The sequence below is a fragment of the Citromicrobium bathyomarinum genome (genome assembly GCF_021021475.1).
In the GTDB taxonomy this organism is placed as follows: Bacteria; Pseudomonadota; Alphaproteobacteria; order Sphingomonadales; family Sphingomonadaceae; genus Alteriqipengyuania; species Alteriqipengyuania bathyomarina.
This window is the reverse complement of record NZ_JAINWL010000001.1, coordinates 483,010-495,738: the sequence shown is the minus strand read 5'-3', so window position 1 is coordinate 495,738 and position 12,729 is coordinate 483,010. Positions and strand designations below refer to the sequence as shown.

Genomic DNA, 12,729 nt, shown 5'->3' with positions numbered 1-12,729 from the left:
AGGTACGCGCGAACCGCGGAAAATGCAAGCAAATTGGAGGCTTTGCGTGCCGGCGGCAATCCGCCTGAGTGCGGATCTCTTGCCGCGTGCTCAGCAACAGGTATCGTTTTTACAGTTCATTATGTCCTTAGCCCTATTTGTTCGACAGTGAAGGAGTAGGATTACCGATGGCTGGCTGTTCGCAGTGCAAATCGCCGCAGCACGAGTTCGCAATCGCGATGGCGTTCCAGCCGATCGTCGATTGCGAGACGGGCGCCGTGTTCGCCTACGAAGCGCTGGTGCGCGGCGAGAACGGCGAGAGTGCCGCCTGGGTCCTCTCGCAGGTCACTGACGAGACGCGCTACGCCTTCGATCAGCAATGCCGGGTGACTGCGATCGAGGGCGCGGTGAAGGCCGGCATTCTCGAGACCGACGCCAGGCTGTCGATCAACTTCCTGCCCAACGCGGTCTATTCGCCGCTCGCCTGTATCCAGCTGACCCTTGCGACCGCGCGGGCGTGCGACCTGCCGACCGATCGCCTGCTGTTCGAACTGACCGAGAACGAGCGGATGGACGATACCGAGCACGTGCGAAACATCGTCGAGAGTTACAAAAGCATGGGCTTCAGCACTGCGATCGACGATTTCGGCGCGGGGCACGCGGGGCTGGGGCTGCTTGCGAAAATCCAGACCGACTATCTCAAGCTGGACATGGAGCTGATCCGTTCGATCGACTCCTCTGTATCGCGCCGGGTGATCGTCGAGGGGATCGTGCGCATTGCCACAAGGCTGGGCATCACGGTTGTTGCCGAAGGGATCGAGACCGTGGAGGAGTGGACCACGCTCAGGCTCCTGGGCATCCGCTATTGCCAAGGATACCTGTTCGCAAAACCCGGCTTTCGCACCCTGCCGGAGGTGCATTGGCCGACGCCGCAAGAGCCTTCGAAGAGCGCGGTCGCCTGATCGGCTAGCGGATTTCCCCGCGCGCCTGTTCGACCGCTTCGATGGCGGCGGCGATGGCGGCGTCCTTGCCGAGCGCGGTGGTATCGAGGACGAAGGCGTCGGGCGCGGGCTTCAGCGGCGCATCCTTACGGTTCATGTCGCGCTCGTCGCGGCGTTCGATCTGCGCGTGGATTTCGTCGCGCGAGATCTCGCGACCCTGCGACTGCATCTCGGCAAAGCGCCGGTCCGCGCGCGCGTCGAGCGAGGCGATGACGAACAGCTTCACATCCGCATCGGGGCAGATCACCGTGCCGATATCGCGCCCGTCGAGCACTGCGCCGCCGGCCTGCTGCGCGAAGGCCCGCTGGCGTTCGAGCAGCGCCGCGCGCACTTGCGGGTGGATCGAGACGCGACTGGCATAGCCGCCGATTGCCTCGCTGCGTAGTTCCGGATCGGACAGCAGACTGTCGGGGAAGTCCGCTGCAGCAAGAGCATCCGCTTCGCTGTCGGGGTCCGTCCCGGCAAGCTGCACCTGCCGTCCAACTGCGCGGTAAAGCAGGCCGGTATCGAGATACGGCAGGCCGAAATGCGCAGCGATGGCCCGGGCGAGAGTGCCCTTGCCGCTGGCGGTGGGGCCGTCGACAGCGACGATCACGGTGCGTCGTGCCTCGCGAGCCAGGCGCGCAGGATCGCCTCGCTCTCCATCGGCCGGTCGGTGAAGAAGCCGTGCGCGGCTCCGGGGACCACGCCGAATTCGGCGCCCGGCGTCATCTTCACATAGTCCTGCACGGTGTCGATCCGCGCCTCGTCATACTGGCCGATCAGGAACAGCGTGCGCGAACCGTCGATTTCGCCAAGCAGCGGGACCGCGTCGTAGGTCTTGAGCGAACCCTTGGAGCGGAACTCGCTCGGCCCCCACATCGCGTTGTAGATCACCGGGTTAAAGCCCTGTCCGCCGATCCTTTCGGAATAGGCGCGCAGCGCGGCAGTCGCCGGTTCGCGGCGGTTGAATTCGGCGTAGAACGCATCGGTTGCGGCGGCGCATTGCTCCGCAGGCGGGGGGGCATCGGTCTCGCACGCGGCGATGGTTTGCTGGACATCCTGCGGCAGGTCTTCGAGCAGGATGTTGGCGTCCGCGATCCACCGCTCGGTATTGATATAGGTCCCGCCGAGCACGGTGGAGGCGACGTGCTGCGGGTACTTCGCGGCATATTCCAGCGCGATCGCCGAGCCCCAGCTGTGGCCGACCACGTGCCAGCGCTCGATGCCGAGCGTCCGGCGGATCGTCTCCAGTTCCTCGACAAACCGCTCGACCCGCCAGTTGGCGGGATCGTTCGGGTGGTCGGACTTCCCGCTGTCGAGCTGGTCGTAGAGGACTACCGCGCGCTCGTCCGCCAAGCCCAGCATCGAGGCGAGGCCGTTATGCGTGCCCCCCGGGCCGCCGTGGAGAAACACCACCGGGGGCGCGGCGTCGAGATCGCCGTTGACGCGTACGTAGACATTGCCGCCTTCTACCGGGACCATCAGTTCGCGGTCGGGCGCGGCGTAGGCTTCGAGCGCAACGGTCTGAACCGAGGCGGGGGAGGGTGCTGCCTCGGGCGGAGGAAGCGTAGCGCATCCCGACAGGGCGAGCGCGGCGGCGACTAGTATGGTGCGGATCATGGCTGCTTCGCGGCCTTCTTCTCACGGATCGCCTTGGCGATGCCCCAGATTGCGATCGCGGCCCAGAAGCCTTCGAGTACGAGGCTGGGCCAGTTGGTGTGGACCAGCAGGCTCACCGTCAGCAGCGCCGCACCCACAAGGTTGGTGCCGTGCAGGATATAGGGGTTCGCCGCCTTGCTGGCGGTGAGATAGAAATAGGCCCCGATGATGCAGGCCATCCCGACGAAGCCGACGAGGCTGTAGATGTCGAGCCCGGTCATGTCCCGGGGTAGCTTGCGAAGACCGAGCGGCCCTTTTCGCCAAAGGCGATCACCTGAAAAGCCTGCTTGTGACCACCCATATCCATGCCCGGCGAACCCATCGGCATGCCCGGCACCGCGAGACCCTTCACGCCGGCGGGACGCTCTTCCAGCAGGCGGGAGATGTCGGCGGCGGGGACGTGGCCTTCGATCACGTAGCCATCGACGATCATCGTGTGGCAGCTCCACAGATCCTGTGGCACGCCGTTGGCGGTCTTGATCGCTGCCATGTCCTGCGTCGGCACTTGCGCAATGTCGGCTTCGTTTTCTGTGCGAACATGCTCTGCCCACATCTCGCAGCATCCGCAGTTCGGATCGCGGAACATTTCATATGTGGCGGCCTGGACCGTGGTCGAGCAGGCGGCCAGCGCGATCAGCGCGGGGGCGATCAGGCGGAACATCATGGGCGGATCCCTTTTCTGGATACGATCACAGGGTTTGCGACGGAGTAGTCTGTTCGAGCAGGCTTTCAAAGCCGGGGAAGCTGGTTGCAATGGGGCTGGTGTCGTCCACTTCCACCCCGTCGCGGGTGACGAGGCCCGCGACGGCCATGCTCATCGCGATGCGGTGGTCGAGATGCGTCTTTACCCGCGCATTCGCGCTACCGCGCAGCGGCTCGCCGCCGGTGCCGTGGATCGTCAGCCCGTCCTCACGCTCTTCCACCCGCGCGCCGATCGTCTCCAGCGCGGCGGCCATGGTGGCGAGACGGTCGCTTTCCTTGACCCGCAATTCGTCTAACCCCCGCGTCACCGTGGTCCCCTCGGCCAGCGCGGCGGCGACGAACAGCACGGGGAATTCGTCGATCATGCTCGGCGCGAGGGCTGGATCGACCTCTATGCCGGTCAGAGGCGCATGGCGCACGCGCAGATCCGCGACCGGCTCTCCGCCGACCTCACGCGCGTCGATTTCCTCAATATTCGCGCCCATCTGGCGCAGCACGCCGATCAGCCCGGCACGGGTCGGGTTCATGCCGACATTGCGGATCGTCAGGTCGCTGCCCTCGACCAGCGTGGCGGCGACCATGAAGAATGCGGCAGACGAAGGATCGCCCGGCACGGTGAGCGTCTGGGGGCGCAGGTCGACCTGCCCGGTCAGGCGAATCACGCGCGCGCCGTTGTCCTCGCCAATCTCCAGCTCGGCGCCGAAGCCGCGCAGCATGCGTTCGGAGTGGTCGCGGGTCGGCACCGGCTCGATCACCGAGGTGACGCCCGGCGTGTTGAGCCCGGCGAGCAGCACCGCGCTCTTCACCTGCGCGCTCGCGACGGGCAGGCGATAGGCGATCGGCACGGCAGGATGCGCGCCTTCCAGCATCAGCGGCATGGTGCCGCCGGGGCTGGGGGTGAAGCGCGCACCCATCTGGCTCAGCGGATCGATCACGCGGCCCATCGGGCGTTTCGACAGGCTCGCATCGCCGGTGAAGGTCACGGCGATCCCGTGGCTCGCGACCAGCCCCATCAGCAGGCGGGCCGAGGTGCCGCTGTTGCCGCAGTCTATCGCCGCCTCGGGTTGCAGCAAACCACCGACGCCGACGCCGTGGACGTGCCAGGTCGCATCGTCGTCGCGGTAGACCTCCGCGCTCATCGCCCGCATCGCGGCGGCGGTCGCCAGCACGTCCTCGCCTTCGAGCAGTCCGGAAACGCGCGTTTCGCCCACCGCCATCGCGCCCAAGATCAGCGAGCGGTGGCTGATCGACTTGTCGCCGGGCACTGTGATGCTCCCGCGCAAGGGGCCGGCAGGGCGGAAGCGATGGGAGGCGGCGGTGTCATTCATGCGCGGGCGGCTTTGACACCGGCATTGGTGCATGGCAAGGCGCGCGCCATTCTTGATTCGGGGCGGTGGCGGCCCCAAGTCAGCCCTCACGGAAATTCACATCGGCGCGCGCGAAGATGGCAGCGCCCGCAACAAGGACATCTCTCATGGTCAAACCCGAATGGGGCACCAAGCGCACCTGCCCCAAGTGCGGCACGCGTTTCTACGATCTGGGCAATGAAGACCCGGTGACCTGCATCGAGTGCGAGAACACCTGGACGCCCGAGCCGGTGCTCAAGTCGAAGCAGCCGATTCCCTTCGAGGAAGAGAAGAAGAAGAAGGACGAGGAGGCCGACAGCGATCTGGCCGATGACGATCTGGAGGATATCGACGTCGATGACGACGACGATTCGCCGGATAACGAGGTCGATCTGGGCGGCGACGACGATCTGGGCGTCGCGAAGTCCAAGGGTGACGACGACGATAACGACGACACCTGATTTTTCGTATCGCGGGCGGATATTCCGCTTGCAAAGGGGCGCCGTGCTTTCTAAACGGCGCCTCCCACAACCGGCACGGGGCCTTAGCTCAGCTGGGAGAGCGCTACAATGGCATTGTAGAGGTCAGCGGTTCGATCCCGCTAGGCTCCACCACCGGTTTCAAAGGGTAGTTCGCTACCCTTGTGTGAGTTTCAGAAGGGGCACCGCCCCGACGCTGGCCGACGAGGTTTCGTCCGCCGGCGTTTTTCGCGTTTAATCCGGTATCGTGCCGGAGATGGAGTAAGCGGCTAGCATGTTCGACGCACTGTCGGATCGCCTTGGCAATACCTTCGACCGCCTGCGCGGGCGCGGTGCCCTGCGCGAACAGGACGTGCGCGATGCGATGCGCGAAGTGCGAATCGCTCTGCTCGAAGCCGACGTGGCGCTGTCCGTCGCGCGCGACTTCATCGAGAGGGTCACGCAAAAGGCCGTTGGCGAAGCGGTCCTCAAGTCGGTCACCCCCGGCCAGCAGGTCGTCAAGATCGTCAATGACGAGCTGGTCGCGATGCTGGGCGGGTCGGACAGCGAGGACGGCCACGTTCCGCTGACTCTCGACGCCAAGCCGCCGGTCGTCATCATGATGGTCGGCCTGCAAGGCTCGGGTAAGACGACCAGCACGGCCAAGCTCGGCAAGCTGATTCGCGAGAAGCACGGCAAGAAGGCCATGATGGCCTCGCTCGACGTCAATCGCCCGGCTGCGCAGGAGCAGCTGGCGGTACTCGGCGAGCAGGCGCAGGTCGACACACTGCCGATCGTCGAAGGCCAGCAGCCGGTCGACATCGCGCGCCGCGCGCTCGAATCGGCGAAGCTGCGCAATGTCGACGTTGTCCTGCTCGACACCGCAGGCCGCCTGCATGTCGACGAAGCGCTGATGGCCGAGATGAAAGCGGTCGCGAGCGTTGCTACGCCGACCGAAGTGTTGCTGGTGGTCGACAGCCTGACCGGCCAGGACGCGGTCAACGTTGCGCAGAGCTTCTCCGACGAAGTGCCGCTGACCGGCGTGATCCTGACCCGGATGGACGGCGATGCGCGTGGCGGTGCGGCGCTTTCGATGCGCGCGGTCACCGGCAAGCCGATCAAGTTTGCGGGCGTCGGCGAAAAGCTCGACGCGCTCGAAGCCTTCCACCCGCGCCGGGTCGCCGAACGCATCCTGGGCATGGGCGATGTCGTTTCGCTGGTCGAGAAGGCGGCGGAATCGATCAAGGTCGAGGAAGCCGAGCTTCTCGCCAAGCGGATGGCCAAGGGCCAGTTCGACCTCAACGACCTGCGCATGCAGCTGCAGCAGATGCAGAACATGGGCGGCCTCGGCATGCTGGCGGGCATGATGCCCGGCATGAAGAAGGCCAAGCAGGCGATGCAGGCCAGCGGCATGGACGACAAGGTGCTGGTCCACATGGATGCGATCATGGGCTCCATGACGCCCAAGGAACGCGCCAACCCCGCGCTGCTCAACGCCAAGCGCAAGAAGCGGGTCGCGGCGGGCAGCGGCACGCAGGTGCAGGACGTGAACAAGGTACTGAAAATGCACCAGGAAATGTCCCGCGCTATGAAGCAGATCAAGAAGATGGGCGGGATGAAGGGCCTTGCCGCAATGCTTGGCGGAGGCGGCGGAATGGGCGGCCTTCCCGGCATTGGGGGCAAGGGTATGCCCCAGATTCCGGGCATGGACGGTCAGGGCATGGGCGATGTCGACATGAGCAAGCTGCCGCCCGATCTTCAGAAATTGCTGCCCAAGAAGAAATAACCGAAACCGACTTAGATTAAGACCAAGGACGAACCGAAATGGCTATTGCACTCCGACTTTCCCGTGGCGGCGCCAAGAAGCGCCCCTATTACCGCATCGTGGCGGCGGACTCGCGCTATCCGCGTGACGGCCGCTATCTCGAGCAGATCGGCACCTACAACCCGCTGCTCGCCAAGGACGACGAGAAGCGCGTGCAGCTGAACGAAGACCGCGCCAAGTACTGGCTCGGCGTCGGCGCGCAGCCGAGCGACCGTGTCGCCCGCTTCCTCGATGCCGCCGGCATTCGTGAGCGTGCTGCGCGCAACAACCCCAACAAGGCCGAGCCGGGCGAAAAGGCCAAGGAACGCGCCGAGGAAAAGGCCGCCAAGGAAGCCGAAGCCGCCGAAGCGCTGAAGGCCGCCCAGGAAGCTCCGGCTGAAGAAGAAGCCAAGGCTGAAGAAACCGCCGCCGAAGCTCCTGCTGAAGACGCCGGCGAAGAAAAGGCCGAAGGCTGATGACCTTCGCTCCCCTCCCGCTAGCGGGAGGGGCCGGGGGTGGGCGCGTCACGCGATGACGCGCCCTGCCAGGCCCACCCCTAACCCCTCCCGCGAGCGGGAGGGGGACTCGCGTGCAAAACCCGTCACCAGCCCCGACATTGTTCTCGCCGCCGTCACCGGCGCGCACGGGGTGGCGGGCGAGGTCCGGCTCAAGCTGTTCGGCGATGATGTCGATGCGCTCAAGGCGCACAAGACCTTCAACGACGGGCAGCTGACCGCCTCCAAGATCCGCTCCGACAACAAGGGCGGGGCGATCGCCCGCTTCGCCGAGGTGCCCGACCGAACCGCCGCCGAAGCCCTGCGCGGCACCTTGCTGAGCGTCTCGCGCGACGCGCTGCCCCCGCTCGAAGAAGGCGAGTTCTATCATGCGGACCTGATCGGCCTGCCGGTGGTGACCACCGATGGGGCCGCAGTGGGCCGCGTGATCGACGTCGCCAATTACGGCGCGACCGACATTGTCGAGATCGCGCAGGATCCCGTGCCCGAAAAGGGCCCGAAGACCTTCATGGTCCCGATGATCCCGACCGCCGTGCCCGAATGGGATGACAAGCGCCTTGTGATCGCCGCCGAATTCGCGGATTAAGGACGCATGTTCGCTATTGTCGGCTTGGTCGCGTCTCTCGGGTTTGTGGTCGCGCTGACCGTCGGCATCGCGTTTCTGCTCGATATTATCGCCGCTTCGACCTCGTGGAAGGTGCGGTCCGTGTGGACGGCGTTGATCGCCGCCTTCGTGCCTATGTCGCTGCCGATCATCACGCTCGTGAGCGAAACCGGTTTCCGATCCGAGGTGGTCGCGCCGCTGGCGGCGCTCGTCATCGGTGCGCTGTTCATTGCCGTAGTGGTCTGTTTTCCGGTCGCCTATTTCTTCTCCAGGAAGCGCGCTGCTGGCCGAGAGCCGGTTTCCGAAAAGGTGTTCGACTGACCGGGAAGGCTGGTTGCTGCGACGGCGTGTTGCAGCGCAGCTTATCGGTAAGTGGCGCCGGGATCGCCGGAGATTTTCGGAACTCGACCCCCGCATTGCGCACTGATCGGACATGACGACATTCAGGAATATGACGAGCCTGCTCTGCGCGCCGCTGCTCCTGCTAGCCTGCGCCGGGCCTTCGGACGAGAATGGCGAAAGCGCCGATGCGCCGGGCGACGAGATGATCGCTGCGCCCGGTGACAACTCCAGTAACCCGGCAGCGGGCATTCGCCCCTCCGGGCAGCCGGACCTGGTGACGGTCGAGGGCAGGATTGGCAAAGGCGTCGAATGCCTGACGCTGAAGACGCCTGATGGCGAGACGTGGGCGTTCAACGCGGGCGAGGCGGATTTCCGGCCGGGTGACTATGTCGAGATCACCCGCGAGGTCGCCGATGCCAGCTTCTGCCAACAGGGGACGGGCACGCTGATCCCGCAGCGGATCGAGGCTAGGAGCCCGCCGGCGCGCGATCGCGCCCCGTCCCGAGCGGGCGGGCTTGCGGTGACGGGCGATTATGTCCGGGGCAATTGGGTGGCGAAGGGGCTGAACGCCAATTGCGCCAAGCCGGATTTCGCTGTCAGCGCCAATTCGCGCGGGATGAGCATCATCGAAACGCGGGTGAACGGCTACCCCGAAACCGGCGTGGTCGATGTCGGCCCGACACCTGCGCTGCAATTGGACGAACCGCTGCCCACGCTGCCGATCGAAACGCGCGGGCCCGATGGTCTTGCGGTGATGCCTGCCGCTGATGGCGAGGTGGTAACGCTTGCCGGGCACCGCATCGATGGCGATGGCGTGGTCTTCGTCAAATGCACGGATTGACGCTGGTCTGAGCGCGCCTGTGCCCCGATAGTGTACGGATGAGCGCGTTCGAAACCGACCTGTGGCAGCGGCTGGCCGGTTACGAGATCGGCCCGGCGGATGCTGCGTTTACCTTCGCCCAGCGCCTCGCCCGGGAGAACCGCTGGAGCGCGGACCATGCCGCGCGCGTCCTCACGGAATACAAGCGGTTCTGCTGGCTCGCCTGCGAGGCTGGTCACGAGGTCACGCCGTCGGACGCGGTCGATCAGGCGTGGCACCTGCACCTGACCTTCAGCCGCGATTACTGGGACCGCTTCTGCCCCGAGGTCCTGCGCATGCCGCTGCACCATGGGCCGACTGCGGGCGGGGCGGTGGAACGGACGCACTACTACGGTCAGTATGCGCACACGCTCGCCAGCTATGAAGCGCATTTCGGCGCGCCTGCGCCCGACGATATCTGGCCCGATGCGCGTCGCCGCTTCCTCGTCGATCCCAAGGCGGTGCGGGTGAACCCGGCGGACGCCTTCATCGTGCCGCGCGGCAAAGCCTATGGTTTCGCCGCGGCGATCGGGCTAGCGCTGACCGCGCTGGCACTGGGGGTGCTGCTGTGAGGAGTGGGGGGCAATGAATATCGATCTGGCGCAATACGGGGCGGCACAGTTCATCATGCTCTATGCCGGGCTGATCGTGCTCGGCTGGCTGCTCGCGCTGATCGTGCCTGCGATTCTGCGCCCGGCAGGCGAACCGGGCCGCCCGGGCAATGCTGGCCAGTTCGCCGCGCTGGCGAGCGGCAAGACGCGCTATGCCGAGGCGGTGATGGCCGACCTGCTCGCCTCGGGCCGGCTCGAGCTGGAGGGCAAGAAATTCCACGTGCGCGATCGGCAGGCCGCCACCGGCGGCGCGGAAACGCGGCTGATGTCGCTCGGCGACAGTTTCGGGTGGCGGACCTTCGCGCGGGCGATCGACGGGGCCTATCAGGCGGATCGCGACGCGCTGGTCGATGCGGGCCTGCTGACCGGATCGGGCGAGGCGCTGCCGGTGCGGATCGTGGCCGCGCTGCCGATGCTCGCGATCGTCCTGCTCGGGCTTTATCGCCTGCAGGCCGGGAGCGCGGAGGGGGAACCGGTCGGCATCTTGGTGATCCTGATCGCGCTGGGCGTGGTGGTGATCGGCTGGCGCCTGATCGCCGGGCTGCGCCGCACGCGTGAGGGCGAGCGCGCGCTCAAGGAGGCGCGGCAAGAGCATGTCGGGCTGAAACGCGCGCCGACCCGCGACCAGATGGGGCTCGGAGTCGCGATCTTCGGCACCGCCGTGCTGGCGGGCACACCGTTCGACCCGCTGCACGCGATGCGCCACGGCGGCGGCGGGGATGCAGGCTCTACCGCAGATGGTGGCGGCGACGGGGGCGGATCGGGCTGCGGCGGCGGTGGCTGCGGCGGGTGCGGGGGGTGAGCGGGCGCTTGTCCATCTGCGCAACGAACAGCAACACGAATGCAATGGTATCTCGATGGAAGTGATCGCGGTGATCGTCTTTTTCGTCGTCATGCTCGTCATGGCGACGCTCGGCGCAATTCTGCTTGTTCTGTTCGCCAGGCCTGCAGCGAGCACGCGCGTACGGACGCTGTGGGCAGCACTGTTGGGGCCGGGGCTGGCCTGCGCTCCCCTGATCCTGGTGATGGCAGCGGATGGCCGTGAATTCATGGTTGTCGGGTTTGCCGCAGCTTCGATTTTGCTGGCAGGCGCGGCGATCGTCGGGTGGCCGGTTTCGCACTTCGCGACGCGCCGTCTCGACAAGCTGACCCGCTTCGATGTGAGCACCTTTCAATGATCGCGACCGCTGCATCTGTCTCGGTCACTGTTTCGACCGCTGAGCCTTCGGTTTTCCCGGCGTCACACCTGCTTATCATCTTCGCCGTGATCCTTCTGATCGGCGCGCTGCTAAGCGCGGCCTGCGCTTTCGTTCTGAGGCGCAGAATGTCCCGGCGTTCGACCTTGGGCCTTACCATCGCGGGTGCGCTGCCCGCTTTTGTGCTTCTGGTCGCCCTGCCGATCGCCGCCATCGCGACGTTCGGCAGGCCGTCCCTGGCAGAGGCGATCGATCTCTTTTTGCGTATGAACACGCGCGGCCGGATGCTTTACGCCAGTGCCCTCGGCGTCGATCTGGTTGCCGCCTATCTGACCATCCGCCTGGTGCGCCCCCGAGACGGCGGCGCCCGGGTGCCCGATCCGGATGTTTTCGAGTAATTGCATGACCTTCACCGCCACCGTCCTGACCCTATACCCGGAGATGTTTCCAGGCCCGCTCGGCGTGTCGCTCGCCGGGCGTGCGTTGCGCGAGGGCGCGTGGTCGCTCGACACCGTGCAGATCCGCGATTTCGCGACCGACAAGCATCGCACGGTGGACGATACGCCTGCCGGGGGCGGGGCGGGCATGGTGCTCAAGTGCGATGTGCTGGCAGCGGCGCTGGATAGTGTGACTGATAAGCCCCTCCCCGTGCGGGGAGGGGTTGGGGAGGGGCGTGCTGCACCCGAAGCGTCGAACACCCACCCCTCAATCCCCTCCCTCAAGGGAGGGGAAGCTAGAGTCCCCGTCCTCGCGATGACGCCGCGCGGGAAACCGATCACGCAGGCGCGCATTCGCGAGATCGCGGAAGGGCCGGGTGTCACCATCCTGTGCGGCCGGTTCGAGGGGTTCGACGAGCGGCTGTTCGAGGCGCGCCCCTTTATCGAGGAAGTCAGCCTTGCCGACATCGTCCTGTCGGGCGGAGAGACTGCCGCAATCGCCATACTCGACGCTTGCATTCGGCTGCTGCCGGGAGTAATGGGCGCGGCTTCAAGCGGGACGGAGGAGTCGTTCGAGGACGGCCTTCTGGAATACCCGCACTACACCCGACCTCAGGAATGGGAAGGGCGCACGATCCCCGAAGTGCTGCGATCGGGGGATCATGCGAAGATCGCGGCGTGGCGAAAGCAACGCTCCGAAGAAATGACACGGTTACGCAGGCCGGATTTGTGGGAGCGTCACACCGATGCTCCGGTCCAGTCTGCCTCTGGCGCGCAGCGAGAAACGAAGGACCAGGACCAATGAACCTGATTCAGCAGCTCGAAGCCGAAGCGATTGAAAATCTCGGCAAGGATATTCCGGAATTCCGCTCCGGCGATACCGTCCGCGTCGGCGTGAAGGTCGTCGAAGGTACGCGTGAGCGTATTCAGAACTTCGAAGGCGTGGTCATCGCGCGTTCGAACCGCGGCATGGGTTCCAACTTCACCGTTCGCAAGATGAGCTTCGGCGAAGGTGTGGAGCGTGTGTTCCCGCTCTACTCGCCGATCGTCGACTCCATCACCGTGGTTCGCCGCGGCGTCGTGCGTCGTGCGAAGCTGTACTATCTGCGCGGCCGCACCGGCAAGAGCGCGCGCATCGCCGAACGCCGCGATGTGCGCCCCGCCAAGGGCGAGAAGAAGGACGCGTAAGCGCGGCTTTCTCCCAAGCGAAACAGGAAAGGGCGGTCCGGCAGGG

At 65.8% G+C, this 12,729-nt stretch carries 18 protein-coding genes and 1 tRNA gene; 14 read left to right on the top strand and 5 right to left on the bottom strand.

Features of this window, described 5'->3' with window-relative positions; all coding sequences use genetic code 11:
- Positions 1–167: 167 nt before the first annotated feature.
- Positions 168–941, top strand: a complete 774-nt coding sequence (locus K7H93_RS02490) for an EAL domain-containing protein (RefSeq protein ID WP_230782302.1) — start codon at positions 168–170, stop codon at positions 939–941.
- 4 nt (positions 942–945) lie between these two features.
- Here K7H93_RS02490 and cmk read toward each other — a convergent pair whose 3' ends face one another.
- The 5 genes from cmk to aroA are packed head-to-tail and all read right to left on the bottom strand — an operon-like array spanning position 946 to position 4,651.
- Complete coding sequence (cmk, locus tag K7H93_RS02485; protein ID WP_230782301.1) at positions 946–1,575, bottom strand: (d)CMP kinase; 630 nt, start codon at positions 1,573–1,575, stop codon at positions 946–948.
- Positions 1,572–2,582, bottom strand: a complete 1,011-nt coding sequence (locus K7H93_RS02480; RefSeq protein WP_230782300.1) for a proline iminopeptidase-family hydrolase — start codon at positions 2,580–2,582, stop codon at positions 1,572–1,574. The genes cmk and K7H93_RS02480 overlap by 4 nt, the downstream gene beginning before the upstream one ends.
- On the bottom strand, positions 2,579–2,842 hold the full coding sequence (locus K7H93_RS02475; RefSeq protein WP_010236682.1) for a CBU_0592 family membrane protein: 264 nt from the start codon (positions 2,840–2,842) through the stop codon (positions 2,579–2,581). The genes K7H93_RS02480 and K7H93_RS02475 overlap by 4 nt, the downstream gene beginning before the upstream one ends.
- Positions 2,839–3,285, bottom strand: a complete 447-nt coding sequence (locus tag K7H93_RS02470) for a DUF411 domain-containing protein (protein ID WP_230782299.1) — start codon at positions 3,283–3,285, stop codon at positions 2,839–2,841. The genes K7H93_RS02475 and K7H93_RS02470 overlap by 4 nt, the downstream gene beginning before the upstream one ends.
- 25 nt (positions 3,286–3,310) lie before the next feature.
- A complete protein-coding gene (aroA, locus tag K7H93_RS02465; RefSeq protein WP_230782298.1) occupies positions 3,311–4,651 on the bottom strand; it encodes a 3-phosphoshikimate 1-carboxyvinyltransferase in 1,341 nt (446 codons plus the stop codon).
- A gap of 146 nt (positions 4,652–4,797) precedes the next feature.
- Here aroA and K7H93_RS02460 point away from each other — a divergent pair, with 146 nt between their 5' ends.
- From K7H93_RS02460 to rplS, 13 genes are all read left to right on the top strand, one after another.
- The gene (locus K7H93_RS02460; protein WP_010236688.1) at positions 4,798–5,130 is read left to right on the top strand and encodes a TIGR02300 family protein; all 333 of its coding nucleotides are present in this window, start codon (positions 4,798–4,800) and stop codon (positions 5,128–5,130) included.
- Between the two features lie 77 nt (positions 5,131–5,207).
- Positions 5,208–5,283: transfer RNA gene (locus tag K7H93_RS02455), tRNA-Ala, on the top strand.
- 139 nt (positions 5,284–5,422) lie between these two features.
- Positions 5,423–6,913 carry a signal recognition particle protein gene (gene ffh, locus K7H93_RS02450; RefSeq protein ID WP_230782297.1) on the top strand — a complete coding sequence of 497 codons (1,491 nt, stop codon included), beginning with the start codon at positions 5,423–5,425 and terminating at the stop codon, positions 6,911–6,913.
- A gap of 38 nt (positions 6,914–6,951) precedes the next feature.
- A complete protein-coding gene (gene rpsP, locus K7H93_RS02445) occupies positions 6,952–7,407 on the top strand; it encodes a 30S ribosomal protein S16 (RefSeq protein WP_010236692.1) in 456 nt (151 codons plus the stop codon).
- Between the two features lie 55 nt (positions 7,408–7,462).
- Positions 7,463–8,032 (top strand): ribosome maturation factor RimM, encoded by a 570-nt coding sequence (rimM, locus tag K7H93_RS02440; RefSeq protein ID WP_230782296.1) that lies wholly within the window; start codon positions 7,463–7,465, stop codon positions 8,030–8,032.
- Between the two features lie 6 nt (positions 8,033–8,038).
- Positions 8,039–8,371, top strand: coding sequence for a hypothetical protein (locus K7H93_RS02435; protein WP_230782295.1), 333 nt, complete (start codon positions 8,039–8,041; stop codon positions 8,369–8,371).
- 130 nt (positions 8,372–8,501) lie between these two features.
- On the top strand, positions 8,502–9,233 hold the full coding sequence (locus tag K7H93_RS02430; RefSeq protein WP_230782294.1) for a DUF5818 domain-containing protein: 732 nt from the start codon (positions 8,502–8,504) through the stop codon (positions 9,231–9,233).
- Positions 9,234–9,271: 38 nt separating this feature from the next.
- Positions 9,272–9,823, top strand: a complete 552-nt coding sequence (locus tag K7H93_RS02425; RefSeq protein ID WP_230782293.1) for a glycine-rich domain-containing protein — start codon at positions 9,272–9,274, stop codon at positions 9,821–9,823.
- A 13-nt stretch (positions 9,824–9,836) separates the two neighbouring features.
- Positions 9,837–10,664, top strand: a complete 828-nt coding sequence (locus K7H93_RS02420) for a TIGR04222 domain-containing membrane protein (RefSeq protein ID WP_230782291.1) — start codon at positions 9,837–9,839, stop codon at positions 10,662–10,664.
- Positions 10,665–10,719: 55 nt separating this feature from the next.
- Complete coding sequence (locus K7H93_RS02415; RefSeq protein WP_226660711.1) at positions 10,720–11,040, top strand: hypothetical protein; 321 nt, start codon at positions 10,720–10,722, stop codon at positions 11,038–11,040.
- Positions 11,037–11,456 (top strand): hypothetical protein, encoded by a 420-nt coding sequence (locus tag K7H93_RS02410; RefSeq protein ID WP_230782289.1) that lies wholly within the window; start codon positions 11,037–11,039, stop codon positions 11,454–11,456. Before K7H93_RS02415 ends, K7H93_RS02410 begins: the two co-directional genes overlap by 4 nt.
- 4 nt (positions 11,457–11,460) lie before the next feature.
- Entirely contained in the window at positions 11,461–12,300 is an 840-nt protein-coding gene (gene trmD / locus K7H93_RS02405) for a tRNA (guanosine(37)-N1)-methyltransferase TrmD (RefSeq protein WP_230782288.1), read from the top strand.
- Positions 12,297–12,683, top strand: coding sequence for a 50S ribosomal protein L19 (rplS, locus tag K7H93_RS02400; RefSeq protein WP_010240097.1), 387 nt, complete (start codon positions 12,297–12,299; stop codon positions 12,681–12,683). Before trmD ends, rplS begins: the two co-directional genes overlap by 4 nt.
- The last annotated feature ends 46 nt before the right edge of the window (positions 12,684–12,729 follow it).

Coding starts and splice junctions, on each gene's coding strand:
- K7H93_RS02490 (WP_230782302.1), top strand. CDS start 168: ATGGCTGGCTGTTCGCAGTGCAAATCGCCGCAGCACGAGTTCGCAATC.
- K7H93_RS02480 (WP_230782300.1), bottom strand. CDS start 2,582: ATGATCCGCACCATACTAGTCGCCGCCGCGCTCGCCCTGTCGGGATGC.
- K7H93_RS02475 (WP_010236682.1), bottom strand. CDS start 2,842: ATGACCGGGCTCGACATCTACAGCCTCGTCGGCTTCGTCGGGATGGCC.
- K7H93_RS02470 (WP_230782299.1), bottom strand. CDS start 3,285: ATGATGTTCCGCCTGATCGCCCCCGCGCTGATCGCGCTGGCCGCCTGC.
- aroA (WP_230782298.1), bottom strand. CDS start 4,651: ATGAATGACACCGCCGCCTCCCATCGCTTCCGCCCTGCCGGCCCCTTG.
- K7H93_RS02460 (WP_010236688.1), top strand. CDS start 4,798: ATGGTCAAACCCGAATGGGGCACCAAGCGCACCTGCCCCAAGTGCGGC.
- ffh (WP_230782297.1), top strand. CDS start 5,423: ATGTTCGACGCACTGTCGGATCGCCTTGGCAATACCTTCGACCGCCTG.
- rpsP (WP_010236692.1), top strand. CDS start 6,952: ATGGCTATTGCACTCCGACTTTCCCGTGGCGGCGCCAAGAAGCGCCCC.
- rimM (WP_230782296.1), top strand. CDS start 7,463: ATGACGCGCCCTGCCAGGCCCACCCCTAACCCCTCCCGCGAGCGGGAG.
- K7H93_RS02435 (WP_230782295.1), top strand. CDS start 8,039: ATGTTCGCTATTGTCGGCTTGGTCGCGTCTCTCGGGTTTGTGGTCGCG.
- K7H93_RS02430 (WP_230782294.1), top strand. CDS start 8,502: ATGACGAGCCTGCTCTGCGCGCCGCTGCTCCTGCTAGCCTGCGCCGGG.
- K7H93_RS02425 (WP_230782293.1), top strand. CDS start 9,272: ATGAGCGCGTTCGAAACCGACCTGTGGCAGCGGCTGGCCGGTTACGAG.
- K7H93_RS02420 (WP_230782291.1), top strand. CDS start 9,837: ATGAATATCGATCTGGCGCAATACGGGGCGGCACAGTTCATCATGCTC.
- K7H93_RS02415 (WP_226660711.1), top strand. CDS start 10,720: ATGGAAGTGATCGCGGTGATCGTCTTTTTCGTCGTCATGCTCGTCATG.
- K7H93_RS02410 (WP_230782289.1), top strand. CDS start 11,037: ATGATCGCGACCGCTGCATCTGTCTCGGTCACTGTTTCGACCGCTGAG.
- trmD (WP_230782288.1), top strand. CDS start 11,461: ATGACCTTCACCGCCACCGTCCTGACCCTATACCCGGAGATGTTTCCA.
- rplS (WP_010240097.1), top strand. CDS start 12,297: ATGAACCTGATTCAGCAGCTCGAAGCCGAAGCGATTGAAAATCTCGGC.